General features: G+C 53.7%; 14 protein-coding genes and 1 pseudogene. 7 read left to right on the forward strand and 8 right to left on the reverse strand.

Going from position 1 to position 15310, the window contains the following annotated elements:
* Positions 1-977: 977 nt before the first annotated feature.
* Positions 978-1136 carry a hypothetical protein gene (locus tag EGK14_RS21280; protein ID WP_158616037.1) on the reverse strand — a complete coding sequence of 53 codons (159 nt, stop codon included), beginning with the start codon at positions 1134-1136 and terminating at the stop codon, positions 978-980.
* Between the two features lie 607 nt (positions 1137-1743).
* On the opposite strand from EGK14_RS21280, the gene EGK14_RS09250 reads away from it, so the two are divergent.
* Both EGK14_RS09250 and EGK14_RS09255 read left to right on the forward strand, forming a co-directional pair.
* A complete protein-coding gene (locus EGK14_RS09250; protein WP_125288794.1) occupies positions 1744-3555 on the forward strand; it encodes a metallophosphoesterase in 1812 nt (603 codons plus the stop codon).
* Between the two features lie 156 nt (positions 3556-3711).
* Entirely contained in the window at positions 3712-4386 is a 675-nt protein-coding gene (locus EGK14_RS09255; RefSeq protein ID WP_370256203.1) for a mechanosensitive ion channel domain-containing protein, read from the forward strand.
* A gap of 12 nt (positions 4387-4398) precedes the next feature.
* Here EGK14_RS09255 and rlmF read toward each other — a convergent pair whose 3' ends face one another.
* Positions 4399-5331: a 23S rRNA (adenine(1618)-N(6))-methyltransferase RlmF gene (rlmF, locus tag EGK14_RS09260; protein WP_125288795.1), complete on the reverse strand. Its 933-nt coding sequence runs from the start codon at positions 5329-5331 to the stop codon at positions 4399-4401.
* Positions 5332-5456: 125 nt separating this feature from the next.
* Between rlmF and EGK14_RS09265 the strand changes: the two genes are divergently transcribed.
* The 3 genes from EGK14_RS09265 (at position 5457) to EGK14_RS09275 (ending at position 8119) form a co-directional block, all read left to right on the forward strand.
* The gene (locus EGK14_RS09265) at positions 5457-6089 is read left to right on the forward strand and encodes a flavin reductase family protein (protein ID WP_125288796.1); all 633 of its coding nucleotides are present in this window, start codon (positions 5457-5459) and stop codon (positions 6087-6089) included.
* Between the two features lie 270 nt (positions 6090-6359).
* A complete protein-coding gene (locus tag EGK14_RS09270; protein WP_125288797.1) occupies positions 6360-6884 on the forward strand; it encodes a 5'-3'-deoxyribonucleotidase in 525 nt (174 codons plus the stop codon).
* Between the two features lie 80 nt (positions 6885-6964).
* Positions 6965-8119, forward strand: coding sequence for a M20 aminoacylase family protein (locus EGK14_RS09275; protein ID WP_125288798.1), 1155 nt, complete (start codon positions 6965-6967; stop codon positions 8117-8119).
* 314 nt (positions 8120-8433) lie between these two features.
* Here the strand turns inward: EGK14_RS09275 and ybiB are convergent, their stop codons facing one another.
* The 5 genes and pseudogenes from ybiB to EGK14_RS09300 all read right to left on the reverse strand — a co-directional run bounded on the left by ybiB (position 8434) and on the right by EGK14_RS09300 (position 13413).
* Positions 8434-9405 (reverse strand): DNA-binding protein YbiB, encoded by a 972-nt coding sequence (ybiB, locus tag EGK14_RS09280; RefSeq protein ID WP_125288799.1) that lies wholly within the window; start codon positions 9403-9405, stop codon positions 8434-8436.
* A gap of 20 nt (positions 9406-9425) precedes the next feature.
* Positions 9426-11588: an ATP-dependent DNA helicase DinG gene (dinG, locus tag EGK14_RS09285; protein WP_125288800.1), complete on the reverse strand. Its 2163-nt coding sequence runs from the start codon at positions 11586-11588 to the stop codon at positions 9426-9428.
* A 127-nt stretch (positions 11589-11715) separates the two neighbouring features.
* Positions 11716-12492 carry a DUF3750 domain-containing protein gene (locus tag EGK14_RS09290; protein WP_125288801.1) on the reverse strand — a complete coding sequence of 259 codons (777 nt, stop codon included), beginning with the start codon at positions 12490-12492 and terminating at the stop codon, positions 11716-11718.
* A 189-nt stretch (positions 12493-12681) separates the two neighbouring features.
* A pseudogene (locus EGK14_RS09295) lies at positions 12682-12819 on the reverse strand (helix-turn-helix domain-containing protein); the annotation flags it as partial.
* 63 nt (positions 12820-12882) lie between these two features.
* Positions 12883-13413 carry a GNAT family N-acetyltransferase gene (locus EGK14_RS09300; protein WP_125288802.1) on the reverse strand — a complete coding sequence of 177 codons (531 nt, stop codon included), beginning with the start codon at positions 13411-13413 and terminating at the stop codon, positions 12883-12885.
* A 217-nt stretch (positions 13414-13630) separates the two neighbouring features.
* On the opposite strand from EGK14_RS09300, the gene EGK14_RS09305 reads away from it, so the two are divergent.
* Positions 13631-14362 (forward strand): MerR family transcriptional regulator, encoded by a 732-nt coding sequence (locus EGK14_RS09305; protein WP_125288803.1) that lies wholly within the window; start codon positions 13631-13633, stop codon positions 14360-14362.
* A gap of 131 nt (positions 14363-14493) precedes the next feature.
* Positions 14494-14598 (forward strand): protein YohO, encoded by a 105-nt coding sequence (locus EGK14_RS09310; protein WP_125288804.1) that lies wholly within the window; start codon positions 14494-14496, stop codon positions 14596-14598.
* Here EGK14_RS09310 and EGK14_RS09315 read toward each other — a convergent pair.
* The gene (locus EGK14_RS09315) at positions 14585-15310 is read right to left on the reverse strand and encodes an ABC transporter permease (RefSeq protein ID WP_125288805.1); all 726 of its coding nucleotides are present in this window, start codon (positions 15308-15310) and stop codon (positions 14585-14587) included. The two genes, EGK14_RS09310 and EGK14_RS09315, sit on opposite strands and share 14 nt — an antisense overlap.

Consider the following 15310-nt stretch of genomic DNA (forward strand, 5'->3'; position numbering starts at 1 on the left):
TATTAAGGCGCTATTCGCGTCCCGGACCAGGTTAGCAAAAATATAGCCTCCATTATCCTGCGGTAAAAGACGTCAATAATATTCATCCTTATCTTCGTTACTGTGCATAAAAATGCAGTTACCGGCTGCTCTGTTCCAGGCAATTACAAATTTACGGGACAGAATAGGCGTATCCCGTCATTCCTGGAAATTTATTCAGCTGAATAACAGGCAGATTTGGGCCTTAATCGCATGAGTAATTAAAACTTACTGTATAGCGATGGCGATCCTGCGCAACGCCCCACGTTTTTCTGGTAAATTAAGACTTCAGCAATGATTAGCATAATCGTTCATAGTGCCGAAACCCGCTGTATTAGCTAATAAATCTCAACAATTATTTTCTATATCATGATTGCCTGAATCATAACGAAGGGGATAGTCGAGCAGTCTCATTAAAGAATTTATGACTCTCCTTTTTTCATTCGTGACCGAAGAACGTACTATCTCCATTAATTATTATCCGAGTAAAAACTCTTTGTTGGTTATTATACTCATTAATGCTGTTATATTGAGATGCAATCAAATTTTGAGATTGTCCTTTTCTTTCAGCGTCACTTTCATACCCTCCATCATCCGTCAAGTTTGTCCATGGATACCGTGGATCCGATATGAAAATCAAGCTTTTCTCGTTCATTAAAAACCCACGTCATTATAAATATGACCGATCGAAAGTTCACACTGATTCGAATTAATACCATAATCAATGTCAATAATTGAGTGATTGCTCGTAATTTTTAGTAAAAATAATTCTCATGCAAATAGGAAACAGACCAGTAGCTATTTTAGCCGTGCGGCCACGCTTACTTCATTATTCATTATTACCCGGTTAATTATATTTTTTTCTGTGCTTTCTGACTGGCTATATTTATTGGCTGTTGTTCTTGCGCCGTTAAAGAAGCATATGATGTCGGGAACCCTGCCCTCCTGGCGCTGTATGTTCAGATGGCTACCGTTAGTCGCCGCTGTTTTTTTGCTGTCAGGCTCAGGCCGTCAGCCTGCCTGTCGCCGTCGTTGCGGCTTCCCGGTCGCAACGACGGCGCTTCCGGCGAACCGGTTCCGGAAGAGAAAAAAGCCGCCTGTGCCGCGCTGGCCAACATTCTACAAAACGATCAATCGCGAGCCGAGCTGATTAACCAGCTGCAGGCGCCTCCGAAAGCATTGCTAAAACAAAAGTTCCCGTGCTGATGCAGCCGGAAGAAGAGGATAAAACGGCGTTGGAAAGCGTCACCGACGTCAGCAGTCGGTTTAGCAGCGAGATGCTGGGTAAATAGAAAAAACCTACCGCAACAGGGTCAACGCTCCTCATAGCACCTTTAACCCGAACGCTTTTTATAACGCGCGGACCATTTAAAATCAACGTCCGATCAATGTCTTTCGTGCATCTGTTGCTTCGGCCAGTCTCATCCGTCACACAGGCTATAGGCATATTTATATTCTAAATGTATCATTATACAATGAATGCAATTTATTTCCCTTTAAAGAAAGTATTATCTTCCTCGTCAGGTTTTAAGAGAGCATCGGTAATTATTGAAATTGCCGTCGTTTATTTTGGCAATTACAATAACTAATTGAAAATGATGTTATGAGCTTTTCATTTACTTAACAGTAATTAACTTGATATACATTTTCAGGTTTTTTATGAATAAGGTTGTTCGTAAATGATAAAAAATTTAACCAGGTAGTAATTTAATTAATGGAAATGTTATGAATATAAAAAGTATTGTTATCACCTCTGATCCTCAATATCCCTGGACCGATGTTACCGATGACGGGGGGTATGAAGATAGCTCAACTCAACGACAGCGCTCATATGATCTGATAAGCCGACAATATAACAGTATAAATGAGTATCACCAATATGAGGGGATAGATACCCGGATTATTATTAATGGCGATATTACTGCTTATGGTCATAAGTGGCAACGAGACGTAATGAATTTATTAATGGGAACCCTTCAGGCACCTTACTGCTATGGGCTGGGTAATCATGATATAGAAAATAATTATAATGATACCTGGCAGAATCAGGCAGCGATTGGGGCTATGCATGAATTTTATACGCATTATATGACCAGAAGCTTGCCTAATAAGAGATGGGATGCAGCAAGACATCTTTTTGAGCAGACCTTTACGGGAAGTTTTAGCTACTCCTGGGATGAAGGCGAGCATTTACACTTTATTCAGCTGAATAATTTTCCAGGAATGACAAATTATGACTTTCCCAGAGCACCTTCAGAAAGTGGTGTCAATGACTGGATGAAACTGAGTATGTATTTACGGGCGGACAATCAGATAAATTGGTTGGAAAATGACCTGAGAATGGCGTCCTCCCAGGGACGTAATATTTTTATCAATGTACATAAACCCAATTCCTGGCCAGATGCTTTCAAAATACAGATAGAAAGACTGATAAAAGAATATGAGGTTAAGGCTGTTTTTGCGGGCCACTATCATAAAACTCATGGTTTTAACCGGTCTTTTACTAACTATCTTGGCGGCGCTGTTCCTGTATTTCTTTCGGGGTCGGCTTCTCAGCAGACCTACCTGATTACCGAATGCTCTGAAAAAGAGATGACTATATTTCTGGTAAAAGAAAATAACTGGCGAAATAAAGAGAGAATATATACCATCCCATTAAAGGAAAGAAAGGCACCAGCAGACAGATCCACTGTTAACATTCTTCTTTCCGGTAGTCATGCACAAACCATTGCGCCCAGCGAGTTTAACCCCAGACTTATTGTTAAACCTCTTGACATCCAGGATAATAAGCAGAAATTTACTCTTCTGAAATCCCCAGAAAAAGGCTTTAATGTTTTTCAAATTAAGGAACTACATAGCAATAATATTATCGCCTGGCATGACAATGGTGGCGGGTATATTATCTCTCACCCCAATGAATTTAAGGAAGAGCATTACTGGTGCTTTAATTATCAGCCAGATGGTACTTATGAGATAGCAAACTTTAAAAACAGAAACCTGGTTATGCAGGCGACTATCGGCAACGGTAATCTTGGTACTTATATTACGCTTAATGACAGGCATAATACGGCAGGCCAGCGTTTTAATGTAGAGGAAACGGCGATCGCTTCGCGGGTAAGGATAGGCGTGGTGGACCGAACCGTTATCCAGGGCATAACCAGAAGAAGCGATGTTGCTTATTTGACCCTGGACTGGTTGAAAAACGCTGAAGAAATGATATTTATTGTTCTTCCCGCGCCGCATAAGGGCAATAACGTGGTTCAGCTGCTGGATACCAGTCTGAATATGGCAATGTGCTGCGAGCATGCTTCTGGTTGGGTCATTATGGAGAAAAATAGCAGGCAGGCAGGCAGCTTTTGGTGCATTGAGGACGATAAATTTGCGTTATTCCCCGGGGAAATGAAGCTTGTGAGCTATAAATTTCCCGATCTGGTATTGACGGTGTCCGATTCTTTAAACGGAGGTTTTCCAAAATTGAACCTGCAGAGCAGACGAGAGGGACCTTTCCAGAGTTTTAAATTTTTACCGTCTGCTTAGGTGAATACGACGTGGAAATTTTTAATTTAAAACGGTTACGTCGGGAAAGGGACAGCTGATGCAATCATTATTTGTTTAACCAGCCGCCGTAAAAACAGCGAGCGCACCAGCTGGCTGCTCCTTCCGGCAATCATCCCGGGCACGTTTATCATTGATTTGCTGCTACCGGGCGTGGCGCTGTTTGTCGGTCAGATGCTCAGCGAGGCGCTCAATGTCGGTAGCAGCAAGATTGCCCGCCAGCAGGGCCTGGCAGTATCCTTCGGTTCACAAACTCTGGTTAAAGATATTATTGGTATTTTTATTCTGTTTGAGAACGGAATGTACACGGGCGATTTGGTCACTATTGGCGCCATTACCGACGCGGTGGAGTACATGTCAATCCGCTCGGTGGGCCTTCGCCAGCATACCGGCGCTTGCCATATTATCCCCTGGCCTGCGATCGCCTCGTTAGCCAATTTCGTGCGCGGCATTGGCTCTTTCGTGGCGAATTACGATGTGGATCGCAGTGAGGATAGCGATAAAGTTAATCCCACGCTGCGCGAAGCGGTGGGCGGGCTGGTGCAGGACGAAACCATCCGCGGCATGGTGTCATTGGCGAGCCGAATTTCGCCGGGACTGGTCGGGTTGACCAATCAGGCTTTTACCGTGCGCGTCTCCTTTACTACCCAACCGCTGAAGCAGTGGTCGGGGCGTTTCGCGCTCGACAATATGGTGAAGAAGCATTTTGATGCGGCGGGGATCACAGCGCCGCATCCAACGATGCAGGTCATGCAAAACGGCAGCGGGCTGGATGCCGCCGCCACTATACCTGCGTTGCCTGCGCCGGAGTAATGACCGTGGATATTAAAGACGGCTCATCTGGCGTTCGCGAGCCGCCTTTTCCATAAAGGTCCAGGCGATAAAACGGCTCTGCTTCTGACCCTGAGCCATTTCTACGGTGCGTACGGTCACGGCACCGACCTGCTCCAACGCACGCCACAGCTCGGGCAGGTTTTCGCGGCGCGACACCAGTGAAGTGAACCAGACGCACTGTTTCGCAAAATCCACGCTTTCGTTAATCATGCGGCTGATAAAGGCTTTTTCGCCGCCTTCACACCACAGCTCCTCCTGCTGGCCGCCAAAGTTTAACGGCGCGTTTTTATCCAGTCCGAGATTACGCACCTTGCGTTGCGTACCCTGCTGCGCTTCGTTGGCGGATGCGTGAAACGGCGGGTTGCACAACACGGCATGATACTGCTCGTTTTTATGAATAACGCCGTGAAAAATTGCCTGCGTATTTTTCTGACGACGCAGGCGAATACCGCGATTCAGGCCCGGGTTGGCGGCGATAATGGCGTTCGCGGCGCGCATCGCCTCTTCGTTGATTTCGCTGCCGGTAAAGCGCCACTCATATTCCCGATAGCCAATCAGCGGGTAAATGCAGTTGGCGCCGCAGCCGATATCCAGCACGTTAATGTTGCGCGGCGCGACGGCGCGGTTATCTTCTGCCAGCAGGTCGGCCAGATGATGAACATAGTCAGCGCGGCCCGGCACCGGCGGACAAAGAAAACCCTCGGGGATTGTCCACTGCTCCACCTGATAGAAATGCTTCAGCAACGCCTGATTTAACATTTTTACCGCGGCCGGATCGGCGAAATTCACCGATTCATCACCGTACTGATTAACCGCCACAAACTCCGCCAGCGGCGGATGGCTGGCAATCAGGGCAGGAAAATCATAGCGGCCACGATGGCGGTTACGGGGATGAAGCTGGGTTTTTTCGACAATCTTTTTCATGAACGGCTCTCTTATCTGCAGGCGCGTAAGATACCTGCTGCGGTAAAAATCGTAAACAATTCCCGCCTTTTTTCCCACGACGAAGCGGCTACTATGTAATAACTATCCCTTTGTCAGGAGTTCAGATGTCCTCTTCCCGCCATACTTATCAGCCGCGTCTTGGCCACGGTCTGCCCCATGATCCTTTGAACGCTATTATCGGCCCGCGTCCCATCGGCTGGATCAGTTCACAAAGCGCCAGTGGCGAGCGCAATCTGGCACCCTACAGCTTTTTTAACTGCTTTAACTATAAGCCGCCTGTTATTGGTTTCTCCAGCCAGGGCTGGAAAGACAGCGTGGCGAACATCGTGGAAACCGGCGAGTTTGTCTGGAACCTGGCTACCCGCGAGCTGGCCGTGGCGATGAATGAAAGTTCGGCTTCGCTGCCGCGCGGCGAGGATGAATTCGCTTTTTCCGGCGTTACGCCCATGCCCGGCACGCAGGTAGCGGTCAGCATGGTAGCCGAAAGCCCGGTAAATTTTGAATGCAAGCTGACGCAGGTTATCCAGCTGCAAGACGCCGACGGCGGCAAGCTGGAGCAGTGGCTGGTGCTGGGCGAGGCGGTGGCGATCCATATCGATCACAAGCTGCTGGAAAACGGCATCTATCAGACGGCTAAAGCCAATCCTATATTGCGTGCGGGCGGCCCCAGCGCCTATTACGCCATTAGCGACGATTTACGTTTTGATTTAGTGCGGCCGGACGCACGCCAGTCCTGAGCCATTTTGCGCCGCCTTGTTCAGGGCGGCTTAGATCGCTTTCTTTTAGCTTATACACCATTGCTATCAGGCAAGAGCGCCGGGCAACCCGGCGCCGACATGCCGATGGCCGCGCCGTAAACGGCCGCAGCGAAGAAAAGCCGGAGCGGACGACAATGCCCCGCGCTGTTTCAGACGCGCAGCTCTGCTTTTCAACGCGAACGGCAACCCCTGCTGCATCCCTTTTTTTGGTATGATGTTACGCATCCCGAAAGCCATCATGGAGTGATAATGAAGAGAATTGCTATTGATATGGATGAGGTCATTGCTGATTTCCATCCTAAAATGGTTGCCACGTTTAACCGCCATTTCTCTCTGGAACTGGCGCACAGCGAACTCAATCTGTTCAGCCTGGCAGAGGAAAAGCCCGAGATGCTGCAGGAGATCTTTAGCCGGGTCAGCGAAGACGCGGAATTTTTTGGCGATCTGGACGTAATTGCCGACAGCCAGCGCGTGATTGAGGCGCTAAGCCATCGTTACGAGATCTTTATCACCACGGCCGCCATGCAGATGCCCTCTTCGTTTAATGCGAAATTCCGCTGGTTAAATGCCCATTTTCCGGCCATCCAACCCAGTAATATTGTGTTCTGCGGCAACAAAAGCATCATCAATGCGGATTATATGATTGATGATAACGCCCATAATTTCGCAGGGTTTTGCGGAGAAGGCATCCTTTATAGCGCCCCGCACAACTTGCAGGTAACCGGCTACAGGCGGGTGAAAAACTGGCAGGAAATAGAGAACCTGTTGCTCTGAGCTCCCTCGCTGTTGAAAAATAATTGTCAGGCAGCAGTGCCGCGCTCGCCTTCCGGCTTATCGTCCGCAAAGGAGAAGATATGATCCCCGTTTCGCTGATTCAGGAAGCCATTGAATGGCGCAGACAGTTTCACTCAAGGCCGGAGCTGGGCTATCACGAAGATGAAACTTCACAGCGCGTAGCGGTGCTGCTGCGCGAGTTTGGTTTACAAGTGCACACGGGCCTTGCAGGTACCGGCGTGGTAGGCACGCTGGAAAACGGCCCCGGCCCCACTATCGGTTTTCGCGCGGATATGGACGCCCTGCCCATCACCGAGCTGGGCGATGCGCCGTGGCGCTCTGCACGGCCGGGCGTCATGCACGCCTGCGGACATGATGGCCACACGGCCATGCTGCTGGCTGCGGCAAAACATCTCAGCGTCACGCGGCGTTTCAGCGGCACGCTGCATTTTGTTTTTCAGCCTGCGGAAGAAAACCTGGGCGGTGCCAGAAAAATGGTTGCCGACGGCCTGTTTACGCTGTTTCCCATGGACGCTATCTACGGCCTGCACAACTGGCCAGGCCTGCCGGTCGGCCATGTGGCGGTAAACAGCGGCCCCATGATGGCCTCGCTGGACGCTTTTGAAATTACGCTGCGTGGGAAAAGCTGCCACGCGGCGATGCCGGAAAACGGTGCCGATCCGATCGTAGCCGCCGCGCAGCTCATTCTCGCGCTGCAAACTATCCCGGCCCGACGCCTGTCGCCGCTCTCCTCTGCGGTAGTCAGCATCACGCAAATTAATGGTGGCGAAGCCATTAACGTTATCCCGGAAAGCGTGGTGCTTCGCGGCACGCTAAGATGCCTGCAGGCCGATGTGCGCAGCCGGGTGCGCGGCATGATTGACGACTTTGTTACCACCTTTACCGCGCCGCTGGGCATTGACGGCAGCATTGACTATCTGACCGATTATCCGGTGACCTGCAATCACGCCGCCGCCGCACAGCAGGTTCGCGACTGCGCGCTGGCATTACTGCCGACAGAACAGGTTCACTGGGAAACCAGTCCATCAATGGCGTCGGAAGATTTCGCCTGCATGCTGGAAGCCTGCCCCGGCGCCTATTTCTGGATGGGGGCGGACGGCGAGGTGCCCTCTGCTCCGCTGCATAACGCCCGCTACGATTTTAACGATGATGTTATCCCGGAAGGCGTTACCTTCTGGACAGCGCTGGCGGAAAAGCTTCTGCCGCTCGGATAAGCGCCATGCGCTTTCCGGCCTGGCCAAAAGGCCACCCCGCTTTTTAGATCCACTTTAAAAAAAATGCAGGAAGCTGGCAGGCGCGTAAAAACTTTGCGCGCCCTGTTCCGCTTCATGGAAACGTCGCTGGCTTCACTACCAAACCGCTTTATCCTGACGGCAGATTTTTCAGGGAAGACGGTATTTATGCACAGAACGCCTTACCGGTTTAATGCTTTGCCGCTCAGCACGGCAAACGTTCATGTTCAGTCCGGCGGAACCGTTCAGCGGGTAAAACAGCTTATCGCCGCCCTGGCTAAAACACCCGGCCAGCCTCAGTATCCGGCCTTCGCTATTTGCTCCAGGGCGCTGTCCACGTCCATCGCTCGGCCCGTGGCGACGTAACAGCAGGCGATCTGCTGACGCAGCGACTGCGGCACCGCTACTTCGCGGTTGAGGCAACGCCTGATCCACTCAGCCGTTGTTTCAGCCTCTTTACCTGCAGGCAGCGCGTCACGGGCGATATGGCTTTCCGGCTGCCTTGGTAACAGCACCTCCGGCTCCTCGCCGGCAATCAGATTCAGCGCCGGGCAGCGCTGCGGATTGGCATATACCTCGCCTTCCGTACCGTTAAGCAGCAGCGCGCGGCCGCCGATGGCCTGGAAGAATTTACCCACGCGCGGGATATATTCCGGGTGCGATACGCTGGAAAGCCGCAGCGCCGCATCTTCGCCAAACGGCGTCAGCAGCTTCGCCAGCGTATGCGCGCTGTTGCGTACGCCCAGCTGCCAGCGCAGCGAGAGCTGTCGCGCCAGCGGCGCGCAAAGCGTTTCAACCGACACGAAGACCAGTTTGCCCTCTTCCAGCCGCTGCTGCGCTTCCTGCATGTCCGATACCGCCTTAACGCCCAGCGCGGCAAACACCGCCTCACTGGTAACGCGAGTCGGGTCATCGCTGACGCCGTGCACCACCACAGGAAAACCGAGCAGGGAGAGCAATAGCGCCAGCAGCGGCGTCAGGTTCGCCTGTTTACGCGCGCCGTTATAGCTTGGGATCACCATCGGCACAGGCAGGCTGGCAGGCGGTTGTAGTTTCAGCACGCGTGCCTGTACTGCCTGATAAAAGCCGAGCATCTCCTGCTCGCCCTCGCCTTTGATTCGCAGCGCAATCAGGATCGCGCCCATCTCAAGCGGCGACACCTCATCCGCCAGCATCCGACTGTAAAGCTCGCTGGCGGTAGCAAAATCGAGGTCGCGGGCATGATTTTTCCCGCGGCCGATTTCTTTAATAATTTTTGTATAGTCCATGCTTCTGCTCTGTTGGGTTGTTAGCGACGGCGACGACGTACGGTTTTCTTACCCGGTACGGCCGCAACGGCTTTTGGCGGCTCCCCCGGCGGCATAGGCGGCTGCTCAATGGGGAAAACCGGTAGCGCGCCCAGCAGGCGTGCGCCATAGCTTTTGGTCAGCAAACGACGATCGTAAATCACTATCTCGCCGAAACAGTCGTGGCTGCGGATCAGCCTGCCCACCTGCTGGATCAGGTTAAAAGAGGCGCTCGGCAGGCTTTGTACTTCAAAAGGATAGCGCTTGAGGCTTTTCAGCCATTCGCCCTCCGTCAAAATAACCGGACTGTCCACCGGCGGAAAGGCAATTTTATGGATATGCACCTGCGACAGCAGGTCACCCTTCAGATCCAGCCCTTCGGCAAAGGATTGCAGGCCCACCAGCACGCTGGTTTCGCCCTGCTCCACCTTTTTACGATGCAGCGCCACCAGCGCCGGACGCGGCCTGTCGCCCTGCACCAGCAGCATCAGCCGCAGCTCCGGCAGGTAAGAGATAAACTGCTGCATCGCCCGCCCGCTGGCAAACAGCACCAGCAGCCCTTTGTGTTTGCCTTCTTTAATCTGCTGGCGGAAAAAGTGCGCCATTTCCGCCAGGTGTTCCACTTCGTTAGCCAGCATCGGCTCGTAGCGCATCTGCGGGATAATCAGCTTGCCCTGCTCAACGTGGTTAAAAGGCGAATCCAGCGCGACAAAGCGATCGCCCGGCTTTTCGCTCAGGCCCGCCATCTCCTGCAGGCGCTGAAAGCTGTTCAGCGAGCGTAGCGTGGCGGAGGTCAGCACCACGTGCGGGATTTTACGCCACAGCAGTTTTTCCAGCTGCTCGCTGACGCGGATACCAGCGCAGTGAAACAGTAAGTGCGGGTTACCTTCACGCAGCTCGCGCGTCACCCATTTGGACACCGGCGCGCCGGAGGCCTGCGCCATTGAGGCGAGCCGCCACAGCTTGCTGCTGGCCTCGAACCAGCCCAGCGCGCGGTTCATCTGGATCAGCGTACGGTGCAGGCGCACTACGTCGAACTGACCTGTTTTTTCACTGAGATCGTTCAGCAGCGCCTCTGCCAGCCCGCGCAGCCCGTCGCTGAGTTTGAACAGGCGCGCGCACAGCGTCATTACCTCTTCCGGCAGCAGGCCCATCTCGAACCGGTATTCGCTTTCCTGATTGCCGGGCGGCAACAGCTGCACCAGGATTTGCGACAGCTGTTGCAGCTGCTCGCGCACCTCTTCGCAGTGGGCTTTAAGCCGCTCCGGATTGCCAAGATGCGGCGGCTTTTTCGGCCGGAACTGCGCCATACACTGTTCAACCAGACGACAGAAAAGGTCGAGCTGTAACGTGCTCCAGGCGGGAGTGATGTCCCCGCTCATTTCCAGCGCGTCGCGCGCCACGTCCGGCAGGTGGTGTCCTTCATCAAGTACCAGCAGCAGATTTTTCGCCGGCGGCAGCACCGATTCCGTTTCCAGCGCCGCCATGACCAGCGCATGATTAGCCACCACCACATCGGCGTTTTCGATTTCCCGCCGGGCCAGGTAGAACGGGCATTCCCGGAACCAATGGCAGTTGCTGCCCAGACAGTTGGCTTTATCGGTACTGATGCGTTGCCAGAGCGAATCTTCAATCGTCTCTTCGCAGTGGTCACGCAGGCCGTCCCACTGATGGCGATCGAGATTTTTCGCCAGCGTGGTGCAGAGCGCCCGCTCATCCTTGCTGGCGGTCATTTCATCATCAAGAAACAGCAGCAAATCACCCTGCTTTTCTTCATCGCCGCCCAGCGCGGAGAGGTTGCGCGGGCAGACGTAGCGGCCCCGACCAAAAGCGGCGGTAAAACGCAGATCGGGAATGATTTTCTGCAACAGCGGCAGATCTTTCGTGAAGATCTGATCCTGCAGCGCCACGTTGGCGGTGCTGACCACCAGCGGCTTATCTTCCGCACGGCTGACGGCGATGCCGGGGATCAGATAGGAGAGCGTTTTGCCGACGCCGGTCGGGGCTTCAATCGCCAGATGGCGCCCTTCGTCGCCCGCCAGCGTTTTCGCCACTTCGGCAATCATCTGCCGCTGCGGCGCTCGGGAAATAAAATCGGGAATTTGCTGCTGGAGAGCCTTATACCAGCCGGCAATTTGCGCTTTTAACGCGGCAGTTAGCGCCATATCAACCACTTTTTATTGAAACGGCCTGTATTTTTACACAGTATTTCGTTCAGCAATAGTCCCTGAAGGTTAATCCTGCGGCGCGGCTCGCAACCTGGTGCTGTCCGCGCCTGCTGACGGGCCCAATTTACCCGCCGCTGTCCGTTTCGATTTTATTGGTGCCCAGCCTGCCGGTAAAAGGCAGCCGCAGCGCCGGATGCTTAAAATCGATGCCGAAATTAAAGGCCAGCACGTTAAACTCCACGCCTTCCTCCGCACCCAGCGTCAGCCCAAGTACGCCCAGCAGCGAAATCTGCACGCCTTTGCCTGAGGCGGGAAGCCCCACCGGACGGCTCAGCGGCCGGAAGTCTTTACCGATGGCGTTGGCAGGCAGATCGAGCTTCAGCTCCGGCACTTCTCTGCCGATATGCGCCAGAAAAGTATTGCTGTTGGGGCCGGGCCAGACGCGATAGCTGCGCGGCCAGGGATAGCTGCCGATAGCGGCTTCGATCGCCGGGATCATTGCCGCCGCGCGTTCGCCGCGATGATCGACCAGCAGTCTGGGCTTAGCGCCAAACCAGTAGCCGTCGGGCAAGGCGTAGTTATGACGAATAACGTTGCTGCTGCCCCAGCTGACCACCTCATAGCGATGATACTGGCTCTCGCCGGCCTTTTTGAAAATGATCCACGGATGGACAGCGAACAGCCCGCGCCAGCCGAAGGTCGGCGCGGTATACACCTGTACGATGGCCGTATCGATAAACTTCTGCGGATCGGGCGCCATCTCTGCCGAATCACGTCTGGCTGTCGACCAGTGTTGGCCATTGATGGCGACGCCGCTGTGGGTCGCCTTAACGTAGCTCTGCGCGAAAGAGAGCAGCAGCATACAGATAAAACTGATACCTATCACTTTTACAAGGAACATAATACCTTTGGCTGCCCGCAGCTGCGGGTCGGATCGGAGAGTGGGATAACATCAGCGAGCAGCGCGTGCTGTCGCTTAAGGTGTGAGCAGAATCACATTACTGAAAACTGGCGTGGCATTCAATCTTTGTCCACCGCATACCGTCGTGAGTAAAATTCACAAAAACCGGCCGGCTTCCCGGCCTTTTAGTTATTCATCAATTGATTGCTCTGTCTGACAACCGTACAGCTCCGCCAGCTTTTGCAAATCAGGATTGCGTGGTCTCTCGCTTTTTTCCATGGCCGATACAGAGGCCTGAGTAATATTCAGCGTCTCAGCGACCTGCTTTCTCGTATATTTATCTCTACAAACTGGCCGCGGCTATTGTCTTCAGGACTGCGAGGACGGTAGCTATACGCCTGCCGTGACCAGCTTGTACATAACGGTAGTGGCTTCCGGCTCGCCACGGGTTGAGGTAGCGAACTGCGGGATCTGTCCGCAAACCTGCCAGTCCTGCGCCAGGTAAAGCTGCTCGGCCGCGTCGCCGGCTCGGGTATCCAGCACCAGCAGCGTTTTCCCCTGTTGTACCGCCAGCCGTTCGGCGCGGCATAACAGTTCGCGAGCGATGCCCTGCCGTCTGGCATCAGGATGCACCAGCAATTTGGCGATTTCTGCGCGATGAGCGCCGTTTGGCTTGCCGCAAAATTCTACGATGACCGTGCCGACAATCTCCTGCTGCCGGCGAGCAACCAGCAGCCGCTTTTCGCCGCTGGCGAGGCTGGCGATTACCCCTGTCCAGAACTGTCTCATAGGTGCAGGTTCATTACTGACAAAGCCGATACTGGCGCCCAGCGCAACACAAGCGCTCAATACATTGTATAATTCATCCCGGCCTTTATCGGCCTCTTCTGCGGTAAGAAGTGAATAGGTAATAGTGGTCATAAGTAGCGGATCGTCCTGTAAATCGTGCTTTGGCGACACGGGGGTTAACGGGTAGACTACAGTTAGCGTACGTGAGGGGGCCTGAGGGTTTCCCGTCACGTTTCAACAAGATATACGACGTGACGCCTTGTCCGGCAAGTTGTACAATTAAATAATAGTTGTACAACAATAGAGAGTTGGTTAGGCTCAGGGGAGTTAAACAGGTTTAAGGAAAGGCATGGCTTTATACAGTATTGGTGACGTCGCCGAACGCTGTCGGATAAATCCTGTTACGCTTCGCGCGTGGCAGCGCCGCTACGGTTTGCTGAAACCGCAGCGTACCGAAGGCGGCCATCGTCAGTTTGATGATGAAGATATACAGCGTATTGAAGAGATTAAACGCTGGATAGAGAGCGGCGTACCGGTAGGCAAAGTTAAAGCGCTGCTGGAAGGCGAAAGCGTTAACGCGCACGACGGCTGGATGGCGCTACAGGAAGAGATGATGACGGTATTGCGTCATGTCAGGCCCGCCAAGCTCAGAGCAAAAGTGGCAACGGCCGGTCGGGAACATCCGGCAGCGGCGCTGATTGACCACGTTTTTATTCCTATCCGTCAGCGACTGAACCTGGATCAAAATACAGCCAGAACGATGTGCAGCCTGCTTGACGGCATCCTGATCGATTACGCGACTTTCTGCCTTGCTGGCAGCCGCAAGAAGCCGGGCAAGGATGCGCTGATTATCGGCTGGGGCACGGAAGATCGTACGCGTATCTGGCTGGAGGCCTGGCGTCTGTCGCAGCAGGGCTGGCGTATGGAAGTGCTGGCCGAACCGCTGGAAATGCCGCGCCCCGAGCTCTTTCCCGGCCAGCAGCTGTTTATTTTCACCGGCAAACCTCTGACGCGCCGCCAGCATGAGCAAATCGCTCATTGGCAGGAACAGGGCTATGCCGTGGCCCATCAGGCCGTTTAGCTTTATGGTCATTGTCGCCAGCGCCCTGCTGGCCCTGCCTGTTTTCTCCTGCTAAAAACCAGCAAAGACTTAACGTCCGCCTGATAAAAGCGATATACTTTGCTCTCTTTTTACGGCAGGCGGATAACGGTATGAACTGGCAGAAAATCGGCGTAATTTTTATCTTCTTAATGATGGCGCTGGGCGGTATCGGCGGCGTCATGCTGACCGGCTACACCATCCTTATTCGCGCCTAAACCGTCGTAGCAGGCGCTCGAAAAGGCGATCCGTTACGATCGCCAGCAGCGCAACCAGGCTGGCTCCCTGTAGAATATAGGCGGTATTAAAGCCGCTCAGACCGATAATCACCGGCGATCCCAACGTGTTAGCGCCCACCGTTGAAGCGATGGTGGCCGTGCCGATATTAATAATCACCGAAGTGCGGATCCCCGCCAGGATTACCGGCGCGGCCAGCGGCAACTCTACCTTAAACAGAATTTGACGCGGCCCCATGCCCACGCCCGCCGCCACCTCGCGCAAAGTCGGCGGCACCGCGTCAATACCGGCCAGCGTGCCCTGTAAGATTGGCAGCAGCCCATACAGCAGCAGCGCGACCATCGCCGGCTGTTCGCCAAAGCCGATAACCGGCACCGCCAACGCCAGCACGGCCACCGGCGGGAAGGTCTGGCCTGCGGCCACCAGCGTTTCTACTACCGAGCGAAACTCCTTTCCCGCCCGGCGCGTTACCGCAATACCGGCGCCCAGACCCACTATCACCGCAGCGAAGCTGGATAACGCCACCAGCCGGATATGCGCCAGCGCCAGCCGGATAAAGCTTTCCTGCTGGTAAAGCGGCCTGTCGAGCTGGGGAAAAGCGCGCGCGAACAGCGGGCCGCTATAGGGCAGCAGCAGCAGCAGCGTCACAAACAGCAAAATCAGCCAGAGGAGCGGATCGCGAAGCAGGCGCAT

Source organism: Erwinia sp. 198 (assembly GCF_003937915.1).
GTDB classification, from domain to species: Bacteria; Pseudomonadota; Gammaproteobacteria; order Enterobacterales; family Enterobacteriaceae; genus Erwinia; species Erwinia aeris.